This window comes from Agrobacterium sp. 5Ca39, from assembly GCF_055382365.1.
On the sequence record NZ_AP026437.1, the window covers coordinates 474,302 to 496,869 of the forward strand.

20 protein-coding genes are annotated in these 22,568 nt (G+C 58.9%); 8 read left to right on the forward strand and 12 right to left on the reverse strand.

Features of this window, described 5'->3' with window-relative positions; genetic code table 11:
* The first annotated feature begins 10 nt into the window (after positions 1-10).
* Positions 11-712 carry an SDR family NAD(P)-dependent oxidoreductase gene (locus ACZ47E_RS15990; RefSeq protein WP_464017013.1) on the forward strand — a complete coding sequence of 234 codons (702 nt, stop codon included), beginning with the start codon at positions 11-13 and terminating at the stop codon, positions 710-712.
* A 104-nt stretch (positions 713-816) separates the two neighbouring features.
* Here ACZ47E_RS15990 and ACZ47E_RS15995 read toward each other — a convergent pair whose 3' ends face one another.
* A complete protein-coding gene (locus ACZ47E_RS15995) occupies positions 817-1,968 on the reverse strand; it encodes a glucoamylase family protein (RefSeq protein WP_464017183.1) in 1,152 nt (383 codons plus the stop codon).
* 325 nt (positions 1,969-2,293) lie between these two features.
* On the opposite strand from ACZ47E_RS15995, the gene ACZ47E_RS16000 reads away from it, so the two are divergent.
* From ACZ47E_RS16000 to ACZ47E_RS16010, 3 genes are read left to right on the forward strand one after another with little or no spacing between them, the layout of a single operon-like run.
* Positions 2,294-2,953 carry an ABC transporter ATP-binding protein gene (locus ACZ47E_RS16000; RefSeq protein ID WP_278067761.1) on the forward strand — a complete coding sequence of 220 codons (660 nt, stop codon included), beginning with the start codon at positions 2,294-2,296 and terminating at the stop codon, positions 2,951-2,953.
* Positions 2,950-5,358, forward strand: a complete 2,409-nt coding sequence (locus tag ACZ47E_RS16005; protein ID WP_278067762.1) for an ABC transporter permease — start codon at positions 2,950-2,952, stop codon at positions 5,356-5,358. Before ACZ47E_RS16000 ends, ACZ47E_RS16005 begins: the two co-directional genes overlap by 4 nt.
* Entirely contained in the window at positions 5,348-6,415 is a 1,068-nt protein-coding gene (locus tag ACZ47E_RS16010) for a lipocalin-like domain-containing protein (RefSeq protein ID WP_278067763.1), read from the forward strand. Before ACZ47E_RS16005 ends, ACZ47E_RS16010 begins: the two co-directional genes overlap by 11 nt.
* Before the next feature lie 68 nt (positions 6,416-6,483).
* On the opposite strand, the gene ACZ47E_RS16015 is transcribed toward ACZ47E_RS16010, so the two are convergent.
* Entirely contained in the window at positions 6,484-7,425 is a 942-nt protein-coding gene (locus ACZ47E_RS16015; protein WP_197483830.1) for a GlxA family transcriptional regulator, read from the reverse strand.
* Positions 7,426-7,546: 121 nt separating this feature from the next.
* Here ACZ47E_RS16015 and ACZ47E_RS16020 point away from each other — a divergent pair, with 121 nt between their 5' ends.
* Positions 7,547-8,341 (forward strand): SDR family NAD(P)-dependent oxidoreductase, encoded by a 795-nt coding sequence (locus ACZ47E_RS16020; RefSeq protein ID WP_034498443.1) that lies wholly within the window; start codon positions 7,547-7,549, stop codon positions 8,339-8,341.
* A 50-nt stretch (positions 8,342-8,391) separates the two neighbouring features.
* Here the strand turns inward: ACZ47E_RS16020 and ACZ47E_RS16025 are convergent, their stop codons facing one another.
* The 6 genes from ACZ47E_RS16025 to ACZ47E_RS16050 all read right to left on the reverse strand — a co-directional run bounded on the left by ACZ47E_RS16025 (position 8,392) and on the right by ACZ47E_RS16050 (position 14,894).
* The gene (locus ACZ47E_RS16025) at positions 8,392-8,886 is read right to left on the reverse strand and encodes a 2'-5' RNA ligase family protein (protein WP_044459738.1); all 495 of its coding nucleotides are present in this window, start codon (positions 8,884-8,886) and stop codon (positions 8,392-8,394) included.
* Between the two features lie 89 nt (positions 8,887-8,975).
* On the reverse strand, positions 8,976-10,100 hold the full coding sequence (locus ACZ47E_RS16030) for a zinc-dependent alcohol dehydrogenase family protein (protein WP_044459739.1): 1,125 nt from the start codon (positions 10,098-10,100) through the stop codon (positions 8,976-8,978).
* Positions 10,101-10,566: 466 nt separating this feature from the next.
* On the reverse strand, positions 10,567-12,162 hold the full coding sequence (locus ACZ47E_RS16035; RefSeq protein ID WP_022563522.1) for a gamma-glutamyltransferase family protein: 1,596 nt from the start codon (positions 12,160-12,162) through the stop codon (positions 10,567-10,569).
* Positions 12,163-12,225: 63 nt separating this feature from the next.
* On the reverse strand, positions 12,226-13,248 hold the full coding sequence (locus ACZ47E_RS16040) for an ABC transporter substrate-binding protein (RefSeq protein WP_022563523.1): 1,023 nt from the start codon (positions 13,246-13,248) through the stop codon (positions 12,226-12,228).
* Positions 13,249-13,277: 29 nt separating this feature from the next.
* Positions 13,278-14,051, reverse strand: a complete 774-nt coding sequence (locus ACZ47E_RS16045) for an ABC transporter permease (protein WP_006698710.1) — start codon at positions 14,049-14,051, stop codon at positions 13,278-13,280.
* A gap of 3 nt (positions 14,052-14,054) precedes the next feature.
* Positions 14,055-14,894, reverse strand: coding sequence for an ABC transporter ATP-binding protein (locus ACZ47E_RS16050; protein WP_464017014.1), 840 nt, complete (start codon positions 14,892-14,894; stop codon positions 14,055-14,057).
* Between the two features lie 232 nt (positions 14,895-15,126).
* On the opposite strand from ACZ47E_RS16050, the gene ACZ47E_RS16055 reads away from it, so the two are divergent.
* A complete protein-coding gene (locus ACZ47E_RS16055) occupies positions 15,127-15,831 on the forward strand; it encodes a GntR family transcriptional regulator (protein WP_006698708.1) in 705 nt (234 codons plus the stop codon).
* 23 nt (positions 15,832-15,854) lie between these two features.
* Here ACZ47E_RS16055 and ACZ47E_RS16060 read toward each other — a convergent pair whose 3' ends face one another.
* Positions 15,855-16,253 (reverse strand): nuclear transport factor 2-like protein, encoded by a 399-nt coding sequence (locus ACZ47E_RS16060; RefSeq protein WP_022563525.1) that lies wholly within the window; start codon positions 16,251-16,253, stop codon positions 15,855-15,857.
* 81 nt (positions 16,254-16,334) lie between these two features.
* Between ACZ47E_RS16060 and ACZ47E_RS16065 the strand changes: the two genes are divergently transcribed.
* Positions 16,335-17,573 (forward strand): amidohydrolase family protein, encoded by a 1,239-nt coding sequence (locus ACZ47E_RS16065; RefSeq protein WP_022563526.1) that lies wholly within the window; start codon positions 16,335-16,337, stop codon positions 17,571-17,573.
* Positions 17,574-17,682: 109 nt separating this feature from the next.
* Here the strand turns inward: ACZ47E_RS16065 and glgX are convergent, their stop codons facing one another.
* The 3 genes from glgX to ACZ47E_RS16080 all read right to left on the reverse strand — a co-directional run bounded on the left by glgX (position 17,683) and on the right by ACZ47E_RS16080 (position 21,385).
* Complete coding sequence (gene glgX, locus ACZ47E_RS16070; protein ID WP_464017015.1) at positions 17,683-19,758, reverse strand: glycogen debranching protein GlgX; 2,076 nt, start codon at positions 19,756-19,758, stop codon at positions 17,683-17,685.
* A 282-nt stretch (positions 19,759-20,040) separates the two neighbouring features.
* Positions 20,041-20,229, reverse strand: coding sequence for a DUF2934 domain-containing protein (locus tag ACZ47E_RS16075; protein WP_004438121.1), 189 nt, complete (start codon positions 20,227-20,229; stop codon positions 20,041-20,043).
* A gap of 319 nt (positions 20,230-20,548) precedes the next feature.
* Positions 20,549-21,385, reverse strand: a complete 837-nt coding sequence (locus tag ACZ47E_RS16080) for a helix-turn-helix domain-containing protein (protein WP_464017016.1) — start codon at positions 21,383-21,385, stop codon at positions 20,549-20,551.
* Positions 21,386-21,519: 134 nt separating this feature from the next.
* Here ACZ47E_RS16080 and ACZ47E_RS16085 point away from each other — a divergent pair, with 134 nt between their 5' ends.
* Positions 21,520-22,554 carry a fatty acid desaturase gene (locus ACZ47E_RS16085; RefSeq protein WP_022563528.1) on the forward strand — a complete coding sequence of 345 codons (1,035 nt, stop codon included), beginning with the start codon at positions 21,520-21,522 and terminating at the stop codon, positions 22,552-22,554.
* Positions 22,555-22,568: the final 14 nt, after the last annotated feature.

A 22,568-nucleotide genomic window follows, 5' to 3' on the forward strand; every position in this document is an offset into this window, starting at 1 on the left:
GACCCTGACGATGCTGCATTCCCTCGCAAATGGTTACAGGGCGATCGTGATAGGGGCATCCGGCGGCATAGGAGGGGCTTTGCTGTCTCTCCTTCAGACAGATCCTCGCTGCGCGCTCGCCCTGCCACTCTCGCGCAGCGGAGGTGATCTTGATATCACCGACGAGGCGAGTGTCGCCGGGGCTGTCAGCCGTCTGTCAGATCAGCGCGGCTCGTTCGATCTGGTCTTTAATGCAACGGGTGCGCTGACGATCGATGGCGTCGGACCGGAAAAGACGATCAAGGCGATTGATCCTTCCCAAATGACCAAACAGTTCGCTGTCAATTCGATCGGACCAGCCCTGCTGCTGAAGCATTTTGCGCCGCTTCTGAAACGGGAGGAACGGTGCGTTTTTGCCTCGCTGTCCGCACGCGTCGGATCGATAGGAGACAACAGACTGGGCGGCTGGATTTCCTACAGGGCATCGAAGGCCGCCCAGAACCAGATAATCCGAACCGCGGCGATCGAAATCGCGCGTACCCATCCTCAGTCCATCGTGGTGGCGCTCCATCCGGGCACGGTGGATACTGATCTCTCGCAGGCCTTTTCAAAGGGCCGGGAGCGCTTTTCACCGAAACACGCCGCAGCAAGTCTCCTGGCAACGATAGATGGACTTACGCCCGCCCAGACAGGGCAGTTCTTCGCCTATGACGGCCGCAGGATAGAGTGGTAGGGCCGTGACAGCGGCGAAGGGAGGCGCAAAACACCTCCGTCAAGTGATTAAACTCTACCGTCCGGGGTCCGCTGCAGCCGATCATAGGAACTGGCAGGTCTCCGTTACCGCGACGCCAGGAGATCATCTGTTTCCCGGTACCTGTCCGTGTGAAAGCCCAGCTTGATCAAGCCACGGCTGACCTCCGCCGCATTCATGAATAAATCCCAGATCAGGCCGCTGCGATGGTTTTCCATCATAGCAACCACAGGCCCCTGATCGATGGCGAGATGGGTTTTTGAAACCCAGCCGGTGGACGGCTGGAAGGAATCCATCAGGCCGAAACGACCCCTTAGTGCGCCGCCACGCCATTGCAGAAAGCGCACAGCCGCCCGTATCGATCGAACCGGCAGGAACGGCATGCTGGAGAGCGCAGCCGTCGTGGCAATGATGCCATGATCATCGGTTGGAGAATTGACGGCATACCCCTTCGGCCCGTCGCAGGCCGATAGACCCCATCCGTCTTCCGGCGCATAACGGGTGCTGCAATACCGATAGTTGATGAGGCTATGGGCATGGACCTGCTCGAGATAATCACTGCAATAGGCATCACCCAAACCGCGCGGATCGAGAGTGCAGAATGAATATTGCGACAGGAAGAGCGGACCTCCATACGGCTCGCCGAGCGGCAGCCTGACGCCAAGATATCTCGCGCCGTTTCTGATCTCGCCATCGCGCGCCCAGCCGGAGTGGTAGGAGACCGGGTTTATTGCATGCGCGGCCGATCCTGCCGCAAGAACGTAAGTGACCAGAGCCTCGTTCCATCCCGCAATCGGCAGGTTCTTCGCCCAGCCGAAGCGGGGGCTCCAATGCCAGTAGAGAGGACCGGGCTTTCCCTGTGTAAACCAGTTCCACTCCACTGCCTCCACGATGTGGGTAACCGACCGGCGCAGATCCATTTCCGTTGAGGTCGGCTCGTCAAAGAACTCGCGGGCGCAGATCAGCGCCTGAACCAGAAGTGCAGTCTCAACGAGATCGCCGCCGTCATCGAACTTCGCAAATGGAATTGTCTTCCCGACGGAGGTGTGGACAAAATGCGGAAAAGCGCCGTGAAATCGCTTCACCGCGCCGAGAGATCGCAGCATAAGGTTCGCCCGATCGATCGCCTCCTGCCGCGTAATCCAGGACCGGTGAACGCCGACAATGAGCGCAAGAAATCCGAACCCCACCCCCGATATGGATGTGATTTCGTGGATCGGCTGACCATCTGATCCCATGCGGTCCCTCGGAAGTCCGCTCTCGGGATGGCTGCCGGACCAGAAGTAGTCGAAGGTAGTGCGATGCAAGTCATCAAGTTCAGCAGAAAATTCGTCCGTCACCTCAAACACCGAATGATCCGCAGCAAATCGCAACCACATCCGCAAACAGGCTTATCCGACTTGGTCATTGATTCCAAATACCCGTGGAAGTGGTGGACATCGTATTGGTAGACAAAATCGGGGCCGGCTTCTGTCTCGCGCCAAGGGAACATCGTCGGGTCAGCTCGGTTGAAATCTGTGACCACATCCGATCATATAAGATTAGTTAGAGACCAAAGCTCCCATGATCCTATCAATTTCCGGCCTCAGAAAGACCTATCAGACCGCCGAAGGGACGATACCGGTTCTCAATGGCGTTGATCTGAGCGTTGACGCGGGAGAGAGCCTTGCATTGACGGGAGAATCCGGCAGCGGCAAAAGCACGCTCCTGCATCTTGTTGGCGGCCTTGATCTGCCCGACAGCGGCACCATCATGGTGAACGGCCGTACGATCACCGATCTTAACGACAGAGACCGCGCAATATTTCGCCGGCATGACGTCGGTTTGATTTTTCAGCAGTTCAATCTGATTCCGAGCCTCGATGTCGGCTCCAATGTCTCTTTCCACGCAAAGCTCGCGGGCCGTTTTGATCGGACGTGGGAAAAGACACTGGTCGAAGCCCTGGGAATTGCGGCGCTCCTCGACCGTTATCCCGAGCAGCTCTCGGGAGGGCAACAGCAGCGGGTTGCGATCGCAAGGACGCTTGCGGCCCGGCCGCCGCTGATCCTTGCCGACGAACCGACCGGCAATCTCGACGAGAACACCGCAGATATCGTTATCGACATCATGCTGCGACTGACGACGTCAGCGAAAATCGCGCTTCTGCTCGTCACCCATTCCAGCCGGCTCTCCGCAAAACTCGATCGGCGCATTGCCCTCAGCGGCGGAAAGGTGTCGCAATGAACGCGACCGCCTTCAGTGCGCTGCTCTCGCACTGGCGCTACAGACCACTGCAATTCTTGATGCTCGTCATGGGCGTGGCGCTCGCGACAGCGCTATGGTCTGCCGTACAGGCCATCAATTCCGAAGCGCGTGCCAGCTATGACAGGGCGGCCTCGCTATTGTCTCAAAACCAGCTGGATCAGCTGGTCGCCAAAGACGGCGGCATGATAGCCTTGGAAACCTACGCCAGACTTCGCCGGGCCGGCTTGGATGTCTCTCCGGTCATCGAAGGTCAACACCGGTTCGGGACGACGCGTATCAGGCTGATCGGCATTGACCCGTTGACGATGCCCTCGGATGGATCGGTACTTCCCCCTTCGGACCGATCCGGCCTTATAGACTTCATGACCACGCCCGGCGTTATGATCGTCTCACCGGCGACGGCCAGCGCCTTAAAGGATACGGCGGGTCTTGCCGTCAGACCGACGGCCAATATTCCCGACGGGGCGGCCTTTGTCGACATTTCCACTGCCGCCCGCATCCTCGAACGCAAAGGAGATCTCAGCCGGATCGTCATTTCACCCTCACAAGCAGTGGATCGTCAGGCAATCGCGGTTGCAGCACCGGACCTGACAATAAGAGAAGCGGGCGGGCGATCGGACGTTGCGCGGCTCACCGACAGTTTTCATCTCAACCTCACGGCATTCGGCTTCCTTGCTTTTGTCGTTGGTCTGTTTATCGCCTATTCCGCAACCGGTCTGTCATTCGAGCAGAGGCGAGGCACCTTCAGAACCTTGAGATCGCTCGGCATCTCGCTCAGCTCACTCACGGTGATGCTCGTTTTTGAAATTACGCTTTTTGCCTTCTTGTCCGGCGCCTTTGGGGTCGTTCTCGGCTATGTCATCGCTTCTGCACTTCTGCCAGGGGTTGCCGCGACGCTCAGTGGGCTTTACGGGGCGAGCGTTTCAGGCTCACTTTCCATCAGGCCTGAATGGTGGCTGGCTGGTCTAGGCATGGCGCTGATCGGGACGTGGCTTTCCTCGCTGCAACATCTATGGCGTGTCTGGCGGATGCCGATATTGTCCGCAGCGCATAGCCGGGCATGGACAATGGCATCGGTCAGGGGGCTGGTGCTACAGGCAACAATAGGCACATTTCTGATCGTGCTGTCCGGCCTGCTTGTCTGGACTGGCAGTGGGCTCCTATCCGGATTTGCGGTTCTGGCCGCGCTCCTGCTCGGCGCGGCGTTCATTCTTCCTCCATTTCTCTCCTTTGCCATGAAGACAGGCGAACACGTTTCCCGACACATACTGGTGCGATGGTTCTTTGCAGATACGCGTCAGCAATTGCCCGGGCTCTCCCTTGCTTTGATGGCATTGCTGCTTGCGCTATCGGCCAATATCGGCGTCGGCACGATGGTCTCGAGCTTTCGAGAGACATTTCTGGGTTGGCTCGATCAGCGACTTGCAGCAGAGGTTTACGTGACAGCGCGAGACGAGACGGAAGCCGAGAAGCTACGCCAGTGGTTTCCTCAACATACACGTGCGGTTCTGCCCATCTGGAGCAGCCGTGGTGACGTCTCAGGCGAACAGGTCCAGATTTTTGGTGTCGCCGATGATCCTACCTACAGGGATCATTGGCCGTTGATCCTTCGCTCGCCCACGACCTGGGATGAAATCGCGAGCGGCCGGGGCGCAATCGTCAATGAGCAGTTGTGGCGGACCGGCAAGGCTTCACCTGGCCAGAAAATCCAATTGCCAGGTGGCTGGAGCGCTACCGTCGTCGGCGTATTTTCGGATTACGGCAATCCGTCCGGACAGGTGATTATCGGCATTGATGCTCTTGTTGAGCACTATCCGGATGTCGAAAAACTGCGATATGGCCTTCGCCTTGCGCCGGAGGAGGTGGCGGATTTTCGACGCAGCCTGATGGACGAGTTCGGCCTGCCGGAAGCCAATATCGTTGACCAGGCATCTCTTAAGCGGCAATCCGCAGCCATTTTCGAGCAGACCTTTGCGGTGACGGGCGCCCTGAACGTCCTGACGCTCGGCGTTGCCGGTTTTGCGATGTTTTCAAGCCTCTTGACGCTCGCCTCACTCCGGTTGCCGCAACTGGCCCCGGTCTGGGCGCTCGGACTTCGCCGTCGTGATCTGGCGTGGCTGGAGTTTATCCGCACACTCGCTTTGTGGTTCATAACTTTCGTGGCCGCCATTCCCGTCGGGCTTGCTTTGGCCTGGGTTCTCCTCGTGATCATCAATGTGGAAGCGTTCGGATGGCGGCTGCCGATGGTCCTCTTCCCGATGGAATGGCTGAAACTGGGCCTTGTCGCCCTCGTGGCCGCCATCATGTCGGTTTTGATCCCGGTCCGGCGATTGGCGAAAACGACACCCACGGACCTTCTCAGGATATTTGCCAATGAACGCTAGGCCCATCATTCGTCTTTTTTTCGTCTGTTGTCTTCTCGCGCCGGCGGCATCGGTAGCGCAGGGTTTCGCCGGACTGGGGTCGAATGCGGAAGGCTTCAGCGTTCCACGACGAGGGGTGCCGCTGGTTTTTCCACGGGAGCATGGGCCGCATCCGGACTTCAGGATCGAATGGTGGTACGTCACCGCAAATCTCCAGACCGCCGATGGCGAGCAGCTAGGGGCTCAATGGACACTTTTTCGTTCGGCGCTCCAGCCCGGCGAGCGGGCAGGATGGGCGGATCCGCAGATCTGGCTGGGCCACGCCGCCGTGACAACCGCCAGCCGCCATTATGTTGCCGAAAGACTGGCGCGCGGCGGCATTGGACAGGCGGGTGTCGTGGTCGCTCCTTTTAAGGCATGGATAGATAATTGGGAGATGAAGACGGCAGTGACCGGACATGCCGACCCTCTCGATAAAATTGACTTGAACGCCAACGGCAAAGGTTTCCATTATCAGCTCAAACTTCAGGCAAACGGCCCGTTGGTTCTTCAGGGGGACAGGGGCTTTTCGGTCAAATCAGCCGCCGGGCAGGCCAGCTATTATTATTCCCAGCCCTTCTACGAGGTCAGCGGCAACGTCGTTCTTGAGGGCCGGGTCCTGCAGGTGACAGGCAAAGCCTGGCTCGATCGTGAGTGGTCATCCCAGCCCCTCGCTTCCAATCAGACGGGATGGGACTGGTTTTCCCTCCACCTCGCATCCGGCGAAAAGATGATGGCGTTCCGGCTGAGAGATGACGAGGGAGGTTATACGTCTGCCAACTGGATTTCGGCCGATGGCACGACCTCGCCGGTCGATCCCCGGGAGATACAGATTTCGCCCTTGCGGACCGCAACGGTGAACGGCAAGGCGGTTCCGGTGGAATGGAACCTGAAGATTCCAAGCCGGGGTCTCGACATCAAAACGACGGCGCTGAACGAGCAGGCATGGATGGCGACCTCGACCCCTTACTGGGAGGGACCAGTCGAGTTTACGGGAACGGCCTCGGGACGAGGCTATCTGGAAATGACCGGTTATTGAACTCGGCTCTTAAGCGTCGGGGGTCTCACCCGGGGGGAAAGTGCACTTATCTCTCTTCGGACTATTAATCAGGCGGTCCTTGCAAGCCGCCTGATGGTTTGCGGCGGTTGTCCATACTGCCGCATGAAGGCATCGCGCATGCGCCTAAGATCGACGAAACCACTTTCGCGCGCGATCTGATCCATCGGGTGCCGGGTCTCCTCGATCATCAGGCGAGCTGCCTCCAGGCGGATTTGCTCCACGGCCTTGGCGGGTGTCTGGCCGGTTTCGGCATGAAACGCACGGCTGAACTGACGGGGCGAGAGTGCCGCGACCTCAGCCAGTTCCTCGACGGTCAAAGGGTTGGCAAGATGTGTCTTCGCATGGATCAGCGTCTTCTGGATGCGGTCACTGCTGGGTGCAAGTTGGAGCAATTCAGAATGTTGCGACTGACCACCGGCCCGGCGATGATGCATTACAAGTCTTCGGGCTATCGCGCCTGCCACATCGCGTCCCAGATCTTTTTCGATCAGTGCCACTGCGAGATCCAGGCCGGCGGTCAGGCCGGCCGATGTCCAGACCGGTCCCTCGTTGATGAAGATGCGATCGTCTTCAACGCGCACCTTTGGGAAGGACCTGCGCATCTCCTGCGCATAGGACCAGTGGGTGGTTGCGCGCCGTCCGTCGAGAAATCCCATTTGCCCAAGCAGAAACGATCCGGTGCAGAGCCCTGCGACCCGCCGCGATGCCCTGGCCATTGCGCGCAAGGTGGCAAGCGTTGCTTCATCCTGCTGCGGAGGCGGAAGGAGGCCTGCCAGAAGAAGCAGTGTATCCACCTGTCCCACCTCATCGAGTTTTGTGGTCGGCACGGAAAAACCGCTGGACGACATGACAGGGCCACCTTCGACCGAGGTGATCGAGAGCGTATAATAGGCTTCATCCCTCAACACATTGGCCAACTCGAAAGCAGCCTGGACGCCCAGCGCGAGAAACTGGAAACCCGGCGTCAGCACCATGGAAATATGAGGCACCCGTTCCTCCTATCCTGTGTCTTAAAAACGTAGTTTATACGTCATATCGGACAAATGTCATCTGGTCCATAACGTCCGTGTCGAAAGCGATGGCGCTTTCCCCCGAACAAGGAACAGACCAATGACCACAAAGGGAACTGCACTCATCACCGGCGCCTCAACCGGCATCGGCGCGATCTACGCTGACCGTCTAGCCGCGCGCGGTTATGACCTGATCCTTGTAGCCCGAAACGGGGACAAGCTGCAGTCGCTCGCCTCTGAGATATCGAACAAGACGGATCGTGTGGTTGAAGTGCTTGCCGCCGATCTGGGCGATACGGCCGATCTTGCCCGCGTTGAAAAAGTGCTGCGTGAAGACGCCGGCATCACGGCGCTGGTCAACAACGCCGGTATCGGCACCCACACGACGCTGCTGGAAAGCGATGTCGATCGCATGGAAGCCATGATCCGGCTCAACGTGACCGCTTTGATGCGCCTGACATACGCGGCAGTGCCAGGCCTGGTGGCGCGCGGCGGCGGCACGGTGATCAATATCGCTTCGATCGTTGCGGTTGCGCCAGAACTGCTCAACGGCGTTTACGGTGGTACCAAGGCTTTTGTGCAGGCGTTTACCACATCGCTCAATCACGAACTCGCAGACCGTGGCATCCGGGCGCAGGCCGTCCTGCCCGGTGCCACCCGGACCGACTTCTGGGCAATCGGAGGCCTGCCGGTCGAACATCTTCCCGACGAGATCGTCATGCAGGCCGAGGATATGGTCGATGCCGCGTTGGCCGGGCTCGATCAGGGGGAAACCAGCACCATTCCCGCGCTCAGGGATGTCGAGCTATGGCACGCCTATGAGGCGGCACGTCTCGCGCTCGGCCCTCAGCTTTCCGCCACCCGGCCGGCAACGCGTCTGATCGCGGCAGCCTGAAACGTCCGCCCTTTATGGTTTGAGACATTCGGAATCTTCGTCGCAGCGTGTCAATCGGTGAACGGCACGGTGGCCTCCCTTTCCCAGGGGCCACCGAGATATCTCCACAGGTCAAGCCCTACAATCGTGATGTCGTGGGGCGAGAAGCCATCTGTAAGCGTGCGATAAAGCTCGTTTGCCTTCGCTCGCGAAGCCTTGTTTTGAACCGTGATGTGCGGTCGCCACGCCTGCATGTCTTGGGAGCCAAGCCATTGGACGAAATCGCTCCGCAGGGCACCACGAACCGAGTTCAGCGTCGCGCTTTCAATCGTGAACGCGACGCCAGCACCGAGATGACGGACACCGCTGACTTGGGCCGAAATCACGCTGGTACCTTTCGCAATGGATCGTAGGCTCTCGCCAATTACGTCCACATATTCGCCCGGCAGGCGGTAAAACATCGTCAGATGCGCCCGCAGGAAATTCCGGTCCTGCGGGAAATATTGCTGACGAAGCAGATCGAAGGGCATGAGATCGTGCTCTGCGATGCGGGCTGTCAGGATCATCGGATGGCGTGTCTTCAAATTAGCGGATCCGGGCTTGTCGCCCGGGTTTCCGAAGCGATCTCGGTGGCAGTGGCATCCCGTCGCAGCTCCTAGAACTCGATGACCTGGCGTACAGCGCTTCCGTCATGCAGGCGGTCGAAACCTTCGTTGATATCCTCGAGCTTGAGCCTTGCACTGAGCAAACGGTTCACCGGCAGCCGCCCATCACGGTAAAGCGCGATGAAACGCGGAATATCGCGGACGGGCACACAGGTGCCGATATAGCTGCCTTTGAGTGTCCTCTCCTCGGCAACCAGTTGCACGATGTTCACCGGCAGGGTCGCGGACGGCGGCGGCAGGCCTGCGGTCACGGTCGTGCCGCCGCGTTTGGTCATCCTGAAGGCATTTTCGAGAGCGCGAATGGAACCGGCCATCTCGAATGCGTAGTCAGCGCCACCGGAGGTAAGCTGTCGAACCTGTTCGACGGCATCTTCATCGCGGCCGTTCACCACTGCTGTCGCGCCAAGTTCACCGGCAAGCGCCAGCTTTTCCTCTGAGAGATCGACGGCGACGATCTTGCTGGCGCCAGCCGCCCGGGCTCCCAGCACTGCGGCAAGACCGACGCCACCCAGCCCGATGACGACGGCAGTTGAGCCGGCCTTTATCTCGGCCGTATTCACGACTGCGCCCACGCCCGTCAGAACCGCGCAGCCGAAAAGCGCGGCTTCCACAAATGGCAGGTCGCGGTCGATCTTGATAAGTGAATTGCGCGAAACGACGGCATATTCGGCAAAAGCGGATACCCCGAGATGATGATGGACGGCTTGACCGCGATAATTCAGCCTCATCGCGCCGCCGACAAGTGTTCCTGCTGCGTTGGCCGCAGCACCCGGTTCGCAAAGCGCTGGCCGACCTTCCGCACAAGGCAGACAATGCCCGCAGCTCGGCATGAAGACCATTACGACGTGATCACCCGGTTCGAGGTCCCGGACCCCATCCCCAAGGGCCTCGACAACGCCGGCTGCCTCGTGCCCCAGCGCCATCGGCATTGGCCGGGGCCTGTCACCGTTGATGACGGAAAGATCGGAGTGACAAAGGCCGGCGGCGCGGATGCGAACGAGGACTTCGCCGAGGCCGGGCTGCGAAAGTTCGATTTCCTCAATCGCAAGAGGCCTGCTTTCGCGGTAAGGAGGAGACACATTCATCCTCTGCAACACAGCTGCTTTGACCCGCATTATTCCCTCCTTCACCGACTTTCCCCAGAAATACACGATATCCGTCCACCAGTAATGCAAGGAGTGGCATAAACTGTTTTGAATTGGATTGACCAACCCGTCCGGCGTGCAAAAACCGGCGAGGAGCGTCGTCTGTCCCCTATAGCCAGCGCGATCTGAATGCGATGGTGTCGAAGGCTATACGCGCTTCGAGCGATCTTTGCGCGTGGAAGCGACGGCAATGGCCAGATGCTACAGACCTGCCTTGGAGCAACGCTGTGAACACTCCGCTCGATATCGATGAATACGGCGGTAGAACTGGGTGAGCTCGATCCCGAAATGAGCGCCCGCTCAATCACGAGTTTCGAAGGACAGTGGCAAGATCAGGATTTACTCTTCACGAAAACCGCGCCGATGGCAGGAAAACCATTCGATACTCTTTGAGACCAGGGAGGACGCCATGAGAGCTGCTGCTTGATCACGGAAACTACGTTGCTGATTTTCGATTGCTGGAAACATACATGGCAACGCCTTCACCACGTGGATCGTGGGATCCAAGAATCGTTTCTTGATCCTGGATGCAGATGACGCCCGCCTGTCCGAAAATCGGCGACAGTGCCGGCAGTGGCAAGACGTCATGCCCAAGCGCAGTCAGTCCCCCGATAATGTTCGCGCCAGGCGACTGCTCGACTTTCAGGCTGTGATGCACGTCGGAAAAGGTCTTGCCAAGCAGAAAGCGAGGTTGCGCCAAAGCCTGTTCGGGCGTCATGCCGTAGTCGAGCAGGCCTGTGAGCACCAGCGACAATGTCTGCGGCTGGCCATCTGCCCCTTGCGTTCCGTAAAGCAAATAGGGGGATCCATCCCTGAACGCGATGCCCGGGTTGAGGGTATAGAAGGGCCGCTTTCCAGGCTTTATGGCGTTCGGATGGCCGCTTGCAACCGAAAACGCCGCGCCGCGGTTCTGCCAGATGACGCCGGTGTCGCCAACGACCACGCCGCTGCCCCAGTCGAAATATGTGCTCTGAAGCACGCTTGCACAGCGCCCCTGCTCGTCGGTTGCCGCGAAGAAGACCGTGTCACCATGCTGGTAAGCATGAGGCCATTCGAGCGCCCGCTCGTGGTCGATGGCCTGAGCTTTCTTCTCAAGCCGGGTTGGGTCAAGAAAGCCGGGAGAGTTGCCGTCGGCGAAATCCGGGTCGGCGATATGCTCGCGATCGAGGAACGCCTGTTTCACGGCTTCAACCAAAAGATGGTAACGCGCTGCGCTTGATGGCGGTAGTGACGCCAAATCCAGGCGGGACAGAATGCCAAGGATTGCAAGTGTGGAAACCCCCTGCGTCGGCGGGGGCGGGGCGAAAAGCGTTACGCCGCGATAGTCCTGCGACACGGGTTCCGCATCGCGGGTGCGGGTGAGCTGCAAGTCGACAGCAGTGATCGGCGAGCCCAGCGAAGCCATCGCCTCTCCAAGGCGGCGCGCCAACTCTCCCTCATAAAACGACCGATAGCCATGCTCGGCGATGTGCCGAAGGGTTCGAGCAAGCGGACGTTGCGTGAAAATGCCCATGCTTGCTGGATGATCAAACGCGGCTGCGAAACCCGGCCATTGGGCTATTTCGGGGCGTCTGAATTCAAGCCAGAAATCTTGTGTGCTGCCCGGCTGGTATCCGTTTTCCGCAAAAGCTATTGCGGGCATCAGAAGATCGGAAAGCTGCTCGCGCCCTTGCCAATGCTGCTGTCCAAACGCCAGGGCATGACCCCAGCTATCTACGGCGCAGGCGGTCGTGATCATGGAAGAGGGCCCGCGGACCGGGATTGCCGTCTGATACTCGGGAAGGACCGCCGCGGCCTGGCCTATTCCCAGAAAGGACCGGCAGAGGCCCTGCTTGTCGGCGACCAGCCATACGGCATCGCCGCCCAGACCGCAAAAATGCGGCATCACCACCGCAAGTGCCGCAGCGATCGCAACGGCCGCCTCGATAGCATTGCCGCCACGTCTTAGTACCGCTGCGCCGGCTTCGCTTGCCAGGGGATGTGGACTTGTGACCATTCCCGGCAGGGCAGCTTCCGGCACAGGTAGCGACATGATATTTCCTCTCTTGACGGACTGGCCGGAAACTTCCGGCCAGGGATGCACATCGTGGCTCGCTCAGTCGATCTTGTAGGCGAGCTTGCGGTCGTCCAAGGACGGCAGGAACTGGCGGGTGAATACCTGGTCGGGCTTTGGCTTGGAAGGCAGCTGATAGCCTTCGGCGACGATATCGATCGAACGCGCAAGACGAGCGTCATCAACGTCGCCGAGGCCGAGCCTTTCGACTTCCGGCGAGATGATCAGGTTCTCGTAGGAGAATTTCATGCGCGCAAGTTCGAGTTCTTCCTTGGCAAGATTGTCGTAGGCCAACACGGCCTCTATGCCTGCCCTGGAATTTTCGGCGATTTCCCTGGTGGCCTTGTTCACCGCGCGTACCAGTCCTTCCACCGCTTTCGGGTTTTCCTTGGCGAGTTTCTGCGACACCATCATGCCGTTGGCGTAGAGATCAAGGCCATAATCGCCGAAGGACAGCCAGTTATAGTCCTTTGCCGGGTCCTGGCGATTATTGATGAGGTTGAACCAGCTGGTGATGTTGAACACGAGGGCGCCGTCGATATCGCCCTTGATGAGCATCGGCTCCTGCAGGTTGGGACCCATGTTCTCGATCGCGACCTTGGTCATGTCAACCTTGTTGATCGTACCCAGCACGTTGACGAGGCGGGTTGTAGGTGTGCCCTGCGCACCGCCCAGCTTCTTGCCTTCCAGATCGGCCGGCTTGGTGATGTTGGTTTCCTTCTTGCTGACGATGGCGAAGGGCGGCTTGCTCCAAAGCTGGTAGACCATGACGGGCACGTCGTTCGGCCGTGTGGCGGCATTCTGGATGATGGCATTGATATCGCCGAAGCCGGCGTCGTAGACGCCCGACATGATACGCGTGACCGTTGCCGCCGAACCCTCGCCCTGATCGATGGTGACATTGAGGCCCTCGTCCTTGAAGTAGCCCTTCTGCAAGGCGAGCAGGAAGGGGGCGTCCGAGCCTTGCGTCTTCCAGCCGAGGGTGAACTTGATATCCGTGTCAGCCCGGGCGACACCGCCGAGGCAAAGGCTAAGTGCAAGAGTCGAGATCAGTTTCTTCAGCATGTCTGGCTCCATTTGTTTTGAGTAGATGTTCAGGCGGCAGTGAAATCCTGGCCGCGGGCGGCCCAGCCCGTGACGCGTGCCTCGATAAGGGAGAAGGCGACGTAGAGAAGCACACCCAGAAGGGCGAGGATGAAAAGGCCGGCAAAGACCAGCGGCACATCAAAATTGGACGAGGCCGACATCATGACATTGCCGATCCCGCGGTTGGAGGCCACGGTTTCCGACAGGACAGAACCGACGAAGGCGAAGGTGACGGCGATCTTCAGCGAGGCGAAAAAGAAGGGCATCGTGCGCGGCAGTCCGACATTCCAGAGGATGTCGAGCTTGCTTGCGCCCAGCGATTTAAGCACGTCCTCCAGCTCCGGCTCGGTCGTTGCAAGGCCGGTAGCGATGTTGACGACGATCGGGAAGAAGCACATGGCGAGCGCAGTGAGAATTGCCGGCACGGAGCCGGAGCCGAACCACAGAACGAAGATCGGAACGACCGCTACCTTGGGGATCGACGAAAAACCGATCAACAAAGGGTAAGCCGTATCGTAAGCCACGCGCGACACGCCGATTGCAGCCCCGATGGCAACGCCGACCGCCACTCCGAGGACAAAGCCAACCATCGTCGTCCAGAGTGTCTGGATTATATGTGGCACGAGGATCGGAAAGCGCTCGACAAGCGTCTGGAAGACCTGGCTTGGACGAGGCACGACGAGATCGGACACCTGCAAGGCGATACAGAGGATTTCCCAAAGGACGAAGAACGCGAGGATGAGAGCGGCGGCCCAGAAGCGGCGGCGCAATTCGTAGGTCATGGGTCAGGCTCCCTGGATAGCGGTGTCAGACCGGGCATCGATGATGAGTTCGCGCAGGCGCTGGTTGAGCGCGACGAAATCGTGCTCGAAGGTCATTTCGATTGTGCGGGGGCGCCGGAAATCGACGGGGCTATCATCGATAATGCGACCGGGCCGCGCACTCATGACGCAGATGCGGGATGCCAGGAAACCTGCTTCCTTCAGGTCATGGGTGATGAGCAGGACGGTCGGCTTGCGCTTCATCCAGAGCGACTGCATCGTGCCCCATAGTTCTTCGCGGGTAAATTGATCGAGCGCGCCAAAGGGTTCGTCGAGCAGAAGCAGGCTGGGTTCGTGAACGAGCGCTCGGCAGAGATTGGCGCGCTGGAGCATTCCACCGGAGAGCTGCCATGGGTAATGGCTGGCGAACTTGTCCAGGCCGACATCTGCAAGCAAGGCGCGGACCCGGTCGCGGAATTCACTGTTTTTCTTCGCTCGGTATTCGGCACGGAACGGCTTCACGATCTTGAGTGGCAACATCACGTTGCGCTCTATCGTCAGCCAGGGAAGCATGGTCGGGTTCTGGAAGGCCATGCCGATGCGCAGCGCCTTGGCGCCAACTTCTCGCCCGCCAACGATGACCGCGCCCCTGGTCGGCTGCAGCAGGCCGGCGGTAAGCCGCATGATCGTTGACTTGCCGCAGCCGGAGGGGCCGACGAGTGCCACAAATTCCCCGTCGGCAATGCGCAGATTCGTCTCTTGCAGCGCAACGACTGCCTGTTCCTTGCGGCCGAAGGAAACCGCGGCTTGCGAGAGCTCCACGGCGGGAGTGGCGGATGTCGTCAGTTGAGGCACAGTCAGCATTAGGTCACCGTGAAAAGCGTTTCGATAACTGTATGCAATCCACGTGCCAACATACATGCATGTTCAATTGTCGTGTTCTGCATGCGATATCTCCGACGTGTAAAATGAATGCACTAATTGTATGCATGTGTTTTGGGCATTTTTGATTTGCCTTGCATTTAAATGCGGCAGCGCGCCGAGTTGATTTTCCCCGTCGCCTCGCTTATCGATTGGCCGTAGAAGAGGGTTGGCAATGACCGGCAGTAAACGTTCGGTAAGAGGTGAAGGGGATCGCGTCGCAGCGATTTGTACGGCTCTGCGCCGTGCCATCATCGAGCGGGCGCTGCAGCCGGGTGACCGGCTGCCGGAGGATGCGCTCGGTGAGCGATTCGGTGTCAGTCGCACTATTGCCCGTCACGCGCTCGGCCAGCTTGCGGCCGAAGGTCTCGTCGACCTTCGGCGAAACCGTATCGCCGTGGTCGCTACGCCATCCTTCGAGGATGCCCGGGATATTTTTGACATCCGCCTTGATCTGGAAAAGCAGGTGGTGAGACGTCTCGCGGGCAAGTTGACGGACGCGCAGGCCAAGCAGCTGAAGGCAATCGTCGAGGCCGAGCATGAGGCCCGGCACGGGCCTGAAGGCGCTTCGATCCGCCTCGCCACAGACTTCCACGTGCTTCTGGCAGAGATGACCGGCAAGCCTATCCTGATCCGATATGTCACGGAAATCTGTTATCGCGCAGGCCTGTCGCTTGCTGCCTTCGGGCGGCCACACTCTTCCGACTGCGCGGTCAGCGAGCATCTTGACCTGATCGAGGTGATCCGCACCGGGCCGGCGGAGAAGGCTGAGGCGATGATGGTCGAGCATCTCGAGGCGGTTGCCTCGCGGGCGCTGTTGCAAAGCTCAGGCGCCAAGCCACGCGACCTGATGGATATCCTGGCGCCTTATGCAGACTGAAAGGAGCCGGGCTCCTCTGACGTTTAGCGGGCGGCGGATGGGTCGAGTATCCATTCGGCGCTGTCGTTCCAGACGTCTGTATCCAGGATCAGGCCGTCACGCACGGTGAATCGGTCGATATATCGGTTGTTGTCGAAAGGGGTGCCGTCCGGCCATTCGCCGTAGAGATAGCCGAGGCTATAGATGATGGTTTCCGTTTCGCCAGGCACGACGTCGTAACGCTCGATACGCTTCTTCACCCATTTATAGCGAGCCGCGTTGAAGTCGGTTGGGCCGCTCGGTGTGTCAAAAAGCCGATTGCCGGTAAAGCGGCAGATGAAGCCCGGGGCGACATAGGTCGCGGCGCGAGCAGGATCGCGCGCCATTGAGGCATCGAGATAGTCCTTCACCGATTGCAGATCGCGTTCTGTTGCCTCGTTCATGGGAATCTCCAAATCTGTTGCGAATGTTTCGTCAAAAGTGCATACATTTATTGTTACGCAAACTACCCATCGAGTTGCAATATGTCATTTCAAGAATCCTTCGATCTTGTGCTGCGCGACGCACGCGTGAACGGATGCGCCGCGCTGCAGGATATAGGCGTCACCAATGGCCGCATTGCCGCTATTGGTCAGATCGCGACGGGAGCAGGCCGGAAGGATGAGGCAGTCGGTGGGAGGCTGGTGCTGCCGGGTTTCGTCGATACCCATGTTCATCTCGACAAGTCGTGCCTTTTGTGCCGTTGCAGCGATGCAGGAGGCGGGCTGAAGGGCGCGATTGCCGCGGTTGCCCGTCTGAAGCGGGACTATACGGTCGAGGACGTCTATGCCCGCGGAGCCCGGACGATAGAGATGGCAATTGGCAAGGGTACGATGCACATGCGCACCCATGTGGAGGTTGATCCGCGGGTGGGCTTGCGCAGTTTCGAGGCGATGAAGCGGTTGAGACAGGATTATGCTTTTGCACTCGATCTTTCCATCTGCGTGTTTCCGCAGGAAGGGCTGACCAATGATCCGGGCACGGAGGAATTGCTCGAACAGGCGCTTGTCGAAGGTGCGGACCTTCTCGGCGGCTGCCCCTATACCGACAGCGATCCGTCCGGCCAGATGGAACGGCTTTTCGCCTTGGCCGCGCGACATGACGTGGACCTGGATTTCCATCTGGACTTTGACCTCGATCCAAGCTGGGGGCATCTTGAGGAGATTTGCGACCGGACGGAAAAAGCCGGTTGGGGCGGGCGGGTGGCTGTCGGCCACGTGACCAAGCTTGCAACCATGAACGAAGCAATATTTGAACGTCGGGTCGCGCGGTTGTTCCAAGCGGGCGTCGCGGTAACGGCGCTGCCTTCGACCGATCTCTATCTGAACGGTCGGGAAGCCGGTTTTCGCGCCGTGCGAGGCATAGCACCCGTGCATATCCTCAAGGATCGGGGCGTCACGGCATCGATCGCCAGCAACAACATACTCAACCCGTTCACGCCCTTTGGCGACTGTTCACTTCTGCGCATGGCCAATCTCTACGCCAATGTGATGCATCTCGGGCCGGAGGATTTCGCGGCCTGCCTGGATCTCGTCTCGGAGGATGCAGCCCGGCTGATGCGGATCGACGGTTACGGGCTGGTTGTCGGCGCGATGGCCGACATCCTCGTAATGGAAGGCGAAGACGAGACCGAGGTCTTCGGCGGGTTGGGCGAGCCCGTCATGGGTTTCAAGCGGGGGCGCAAGAGTTTTGTCAGGCCAGCCGCTACGGTGCTCCGGCCTTGACATTTTTGGAGCACCGCTGCGTCGTTCTGGTTCTCCTCCGACCTGCGGTCCCGGTGGGCCGGCGCGGCCCCGAACAGGATACTATCCTGCGAAGCGCTCTTATTCCGCTTTAAGGTTGTTTTCCCGCACGCAATAGCACGAGGCTACGGTCGATCAGGACATATTCGGCGGCTTCGATTTTTCGGTCAGTCGTTTCGGGATCGACTGTCGTGAGGACTTCCACCCATCCTCCGCTCACCTCCGGAAGAGCGAATGGAACGGACCCGTCATGGGGATTGAACAGGATGAGGATATCATCCCAACCTTCTTCCTCATCGTGATCGCGGCCAACACGCAGCCCGATGGTGGTGGCGCCGGGATCATCCCATTGCTCCCGGGTCTGCTCGCTGGCCGCCGGGTTGTACCACGTTATGACCATTCCGTCGCGCCAGTCGTCGCGCCTCAAAATCGAATGTTCGTGACGCAGCGAAATCAATCTGCGGGCGAAATCGCGCAGTTGTGCGGCGCTTGCGGGCAGGTCCTCCCAATGCACCCAGCTCAGTTCGTTATCCTGGCAGTAGGCATTGTTGTTGCCCATCTGGCTGCGGCCAAACTCGTCGCCAGCCAGAAGCATCGGTGTTCCATGAGAAAGAAACAGCGTCGCAAGAAAATTTCGCTTCTGACGGTCGCGGAGAGTAATCACTCCCTCGTCATCGGATGGCCCTTCCACGCCAAAATTAAAGCTTCGGTTGTCGCCATGACCGTCCTTGTTATCCTCCCCGTTCGCCTCATTGTGCTTGTCGTTGTATGAAACGAGATCGTTGAGCGTGAAGCCGTCATGCGCTGTCAGGAAATTTACGCCGGACCAGGGACGACGACCGCGCAAGTCATAAACATCGCCGGAGCCGAGGATACGGGCGGCGAAATCCCGGGTCGTGCCATCCCTGTTTCTCCAGTAATCCCGCACGGTATCGCGGTACTTGTCGTTCCACTCGGCCCAGCCTGGCGGAAACCCACCGACTTGATAGCCGCCTGGCCCAATGTCCCATGGTTCTCCAACAAGCTTCAGGCGTGACAGCACGGGATCCTGCCCGACGGCATCGAAGAACCCGCCGCGCTGGTCGAACCCTTCCGGCTCGCGTCCCAGGATCGTGCCGAGATCAAATCGGAACCCGTCGATCTCCATCTCCTGCGCCCAGTAGCGCAACGAGTCCGTAACCATCTGCAAAACGCGCGGGTGGGAAGTGTTTACCGTGTTTCCGGTGCCGGTGTCGTTGATGTAGTAGCGCGGTTCGTCCGGCATTGTGCGGTAATAGGAGAAGTTGTCGATGCCTCTGAAAGAGAGGGTTGGCCCCATCTCATTGCCTTCGGCGGTGTGATTGTAGACGACGTCCAGGATGACCTCGATCCCGGCGCCATGGAAAGCGCGAACCATGTCCCGAAAGCCCTGGATGCCCCGCGGACCCATGTAGCGGTTCGCCGGAGCGAAGAAGGCAAGCGTATTATATCCCCAATAGTTTTTCAGACCTTTTTCCAGCAAATGGGCGTCGTCCGGAAACCAATGTACCGGGAGCAGCTCAATGGAGGTAACCCCCAGACTTTTGACGTAGTCGACGATCTCTTTCTCCCCAAGGCCCTCAAATGTGCCTCGGAGAGCTTCCGGAACAGCGGGGTGAAGCTGCGTGAAACCCTTGACGTGGGTCTCATAAAATATTGTCTTCGACCAGGGAACGTCGGGGCGCTGTTGACCCCTTGGCGCGTCGGACCTGGCGACCACGCGAGCCTTTGGCACAAACGGCGCGCTGTCAGTGTCGTCGAAGGACAAGTCCTTGTCCGGACTGTCTGTCACGTAAGCAAATTGCGGCTGCCCCCACTCTATGTCGCCCACGACTTCGCGCGCATAGGGATCGAGCAGAAGCTTGTTAGGGTTGAACCGGTGCCCGCTTTCGGGTTCGAACGGCCCGTAAACGCGGTAACCGTAAAGTGCGCCTTCTTTCAGGCCCGGTACATAGCCGTGCCAGACCTCGTTGGTGTATTCCGGAAGCTCGAGTCGTTCGATCTCCGCGGTCCCATCGCTTGAAAACAGGCAGAGTTCCACCCGCTCCGCATGGGCGCTGAACAGCGCGAAATTCACGCCATCTCGGTCCACAGTCGCGCCGAGTTGACGGTGGTCACCGGCGAGAATACGGGAGTTTCTGCTGATCATGGATGCCTCTGGAAAACGGGTGGGATCTTGCGGGTGAGTGGAGACGCGGTGTTTTCGTCGCATGAGAAACACGGATGCGTCAGGAACGTTCCCTCCCGTATGGCGACAATCTTGCAGCCAGAGGCATGGGCCATTCGGTTTCGCGAGTGAGTTCTCCGATGTCGGCCGGAACAGACAAAGACCGACGGGCGCTGATATTATCGCCCCGGCGATGAGCGACTGTTCAGGACGTTGCGCCGCTCCTGAACAGTCTGGCAGTTTTGTGGTAAAATCGAGCTTCTGTTACGTTTGCGGTGACAGGTTTTCCTCCGCTGCGCCGTCCGGGACCGGGGCGTCGACCGGACCGAATTCACTTTCCCACTCGGCACTTGCGGCATGCCACTGCTCTTCGTCCTGACCTTCCGGACGACCGGCCTGCTCCCACAGTTCGTAAGCGCGCTTCGAAATCCATTCCTCGCGATCGGTGCCCATTTCCATTCTCCCTTTGAGGTGTGAAGCAATATTGTCCTGCCCCAACCTTCGCCACCAACGAAAGTTCCGGTTGCGCCGCGTGGGCGTCAGGCACCGTAATCATTGTTCTCCGCGAACATGGCGATCTCACTGAGGCGGACGGCGCGCCCGGTATTGTGGGAACAGGAAGAGCCCCGGAACGGCGGAAGCAGCCGGAGTGTGTGAGGATGACCCCAACGGCGGGCATAGCGTGAACGACGCGGCGGCTCAGTCCGGATTTAGATGGCGTTGCAGGCCTTGTGTCGGATGATTTCCGGACGGCGGATGCCGAGGGCTCGCTTCACGAAACTTCGAGCGTTCTGACGAAGTCGGCAGTCTGGTGCGCGTGAACACGCGTGAAGCGGATCAACTCATCGAAGTGCCGCTGCATCTTTCGGATGGATTCAGCATTGTTCAGCACGAGATACATGCCGCCGACGAAAATCGCGGCGCGTTGCGATCCGAAAATCGTATAGGGCACGGAAAACCGTTCTTTCTCATTAAACAGGAACAATCTGAACGACGGATAGAGTTCATTGATCAGGTTTGACATGTACTGAAGCTGCTCGGCACGTATCTCCCTTTTCAGTCCCCGCCACATGCCGCTCCCCTGGGCAAAGGCCTCAAGTGTCTCGCGTGGCATACACACTTCCATGTCCGTGCCGGGTTGACGATTGTAATCGAGCCTGAATGCCGTTTCGCTTGCTTGCGCCTTGACGCTTTGATGCGCGGATCTCGCCTCGAATGCGATGATCTGTGGCGTGCGGAGCAGGTCGGGAATACGGGCCGGCACGTAGCGTATCTTGGAGCCCGCGGCCTCTGCATGCCACTTCATCAGGAGGGTGTCGGTGTAGTCTTCGCCACCTTCCTCTATCTCGAAGCTCGGGCGCAGTTCGCCCATCAGCCCCGGATCGTGCGAAATGCCAAGCAGCCAGTCCAGTGAAACGGAATGACGTTCGGCAATATTCAGAAGCGTTTCAACGCGCGGCAGCCGCGCCGAATCGGTTGATAGAAGCTGCGACAGAGCCGACCGGTCGATCCCGATCTCGGCTGCAAAGGCCGAATGACTTAATCCAGAGCGGGAAACCAGCTCCGTCAGCCTGATGCGAAACAAGTTGGAAAGCGCGCGCTTGTCCACTTTTCACCTCGTTGTTTACAATTATCACCATATTCTACTTTTTGTGATCAAAATCAACGGTTGGTAACCATAATCCCGTTGTGTACCGCGCCCTGGGGTGAAAATCTCTCATTACATTCTAATCGAGGGATATTATGAGTGACATTGCCAGTGAATCCAACGCAGTAAGCCGGCCTCGCCCGAAGTCACTCAGGATCGAGTGGCCGACGATAGGATTGCTGATCGTCTGTTATGGTCTCTGGGCCGGCGCTGGTTACGCCCTCTATCCGCTTTATCCGTTTGCAGCGCTTGTCTTGATGGGCATCGCTGTCGCGTTGCATTCATCACTTCAGCACGAGGTGCTGCATGGGCATCCGACCCGCAACGCAAGGCTCAATGAAGCGCTGGTGTTTGCCCCGCTCGGGATTTTCTATCCCTACCGCAGCTACAAGCGGACACATCTGCAGCACCATGCGGATGAGCGGCTGACGGACCCGTTCGATGACCCGGAAAGCTATTACCGCGCCATGGGCGACTGGGAGACTTTGCCTGGATTTTTAAAGACATTGCTCGGATGGAACAACACGCTGATTGGACGCCTTCTGATCGGTCCGCCGCTGATGGTCGTCGGATTCACGATATCGGAGTGGCGAAAGATCGCCAAAGGTGACCGGCGGGTCATCTATGCCTGGGTTCTGCATATGGCTGGTCTCATTCCCACGTTGCTGGTCATATCCCTGCTGTTCGGTATTCCGCTCTGGCAATATATCGGTGTCGCTGCCTATCTCGGCATTTCCATCATCGCCATCCGCTCCTATTGTGAGCACCAGTGGGCCGAGCGGCCGGACGGGCGGACGATCATCGTCGAGAACTCCGTTCTGGCCCCCCTGTTTCTCTACAACAACCTGCATTTCGTGCATCACAAGCTGCCGACTGCAGCGTGGTATAAGCTGCCATCGCTTTATAAGGCCAGACGCGCCGAATGGCAGACGATGAACGAGGGCTATGTTTTTGCCAATTACTTCGAGGTTTTCCGCGCTTTTGCCTTCCGTGCGAAAGAGCCGGTGGTGCATCCCGTATTGGGACGGCCCGAATTGGTTCCCGCAACAACGGCCGTCGCCTATGTGCCAACTGATTTCGTAGCCTACGTGATGCCCGATAATTCCTTGAGATCGGACGCCTCGACGTGACCTTGATAGCGGCG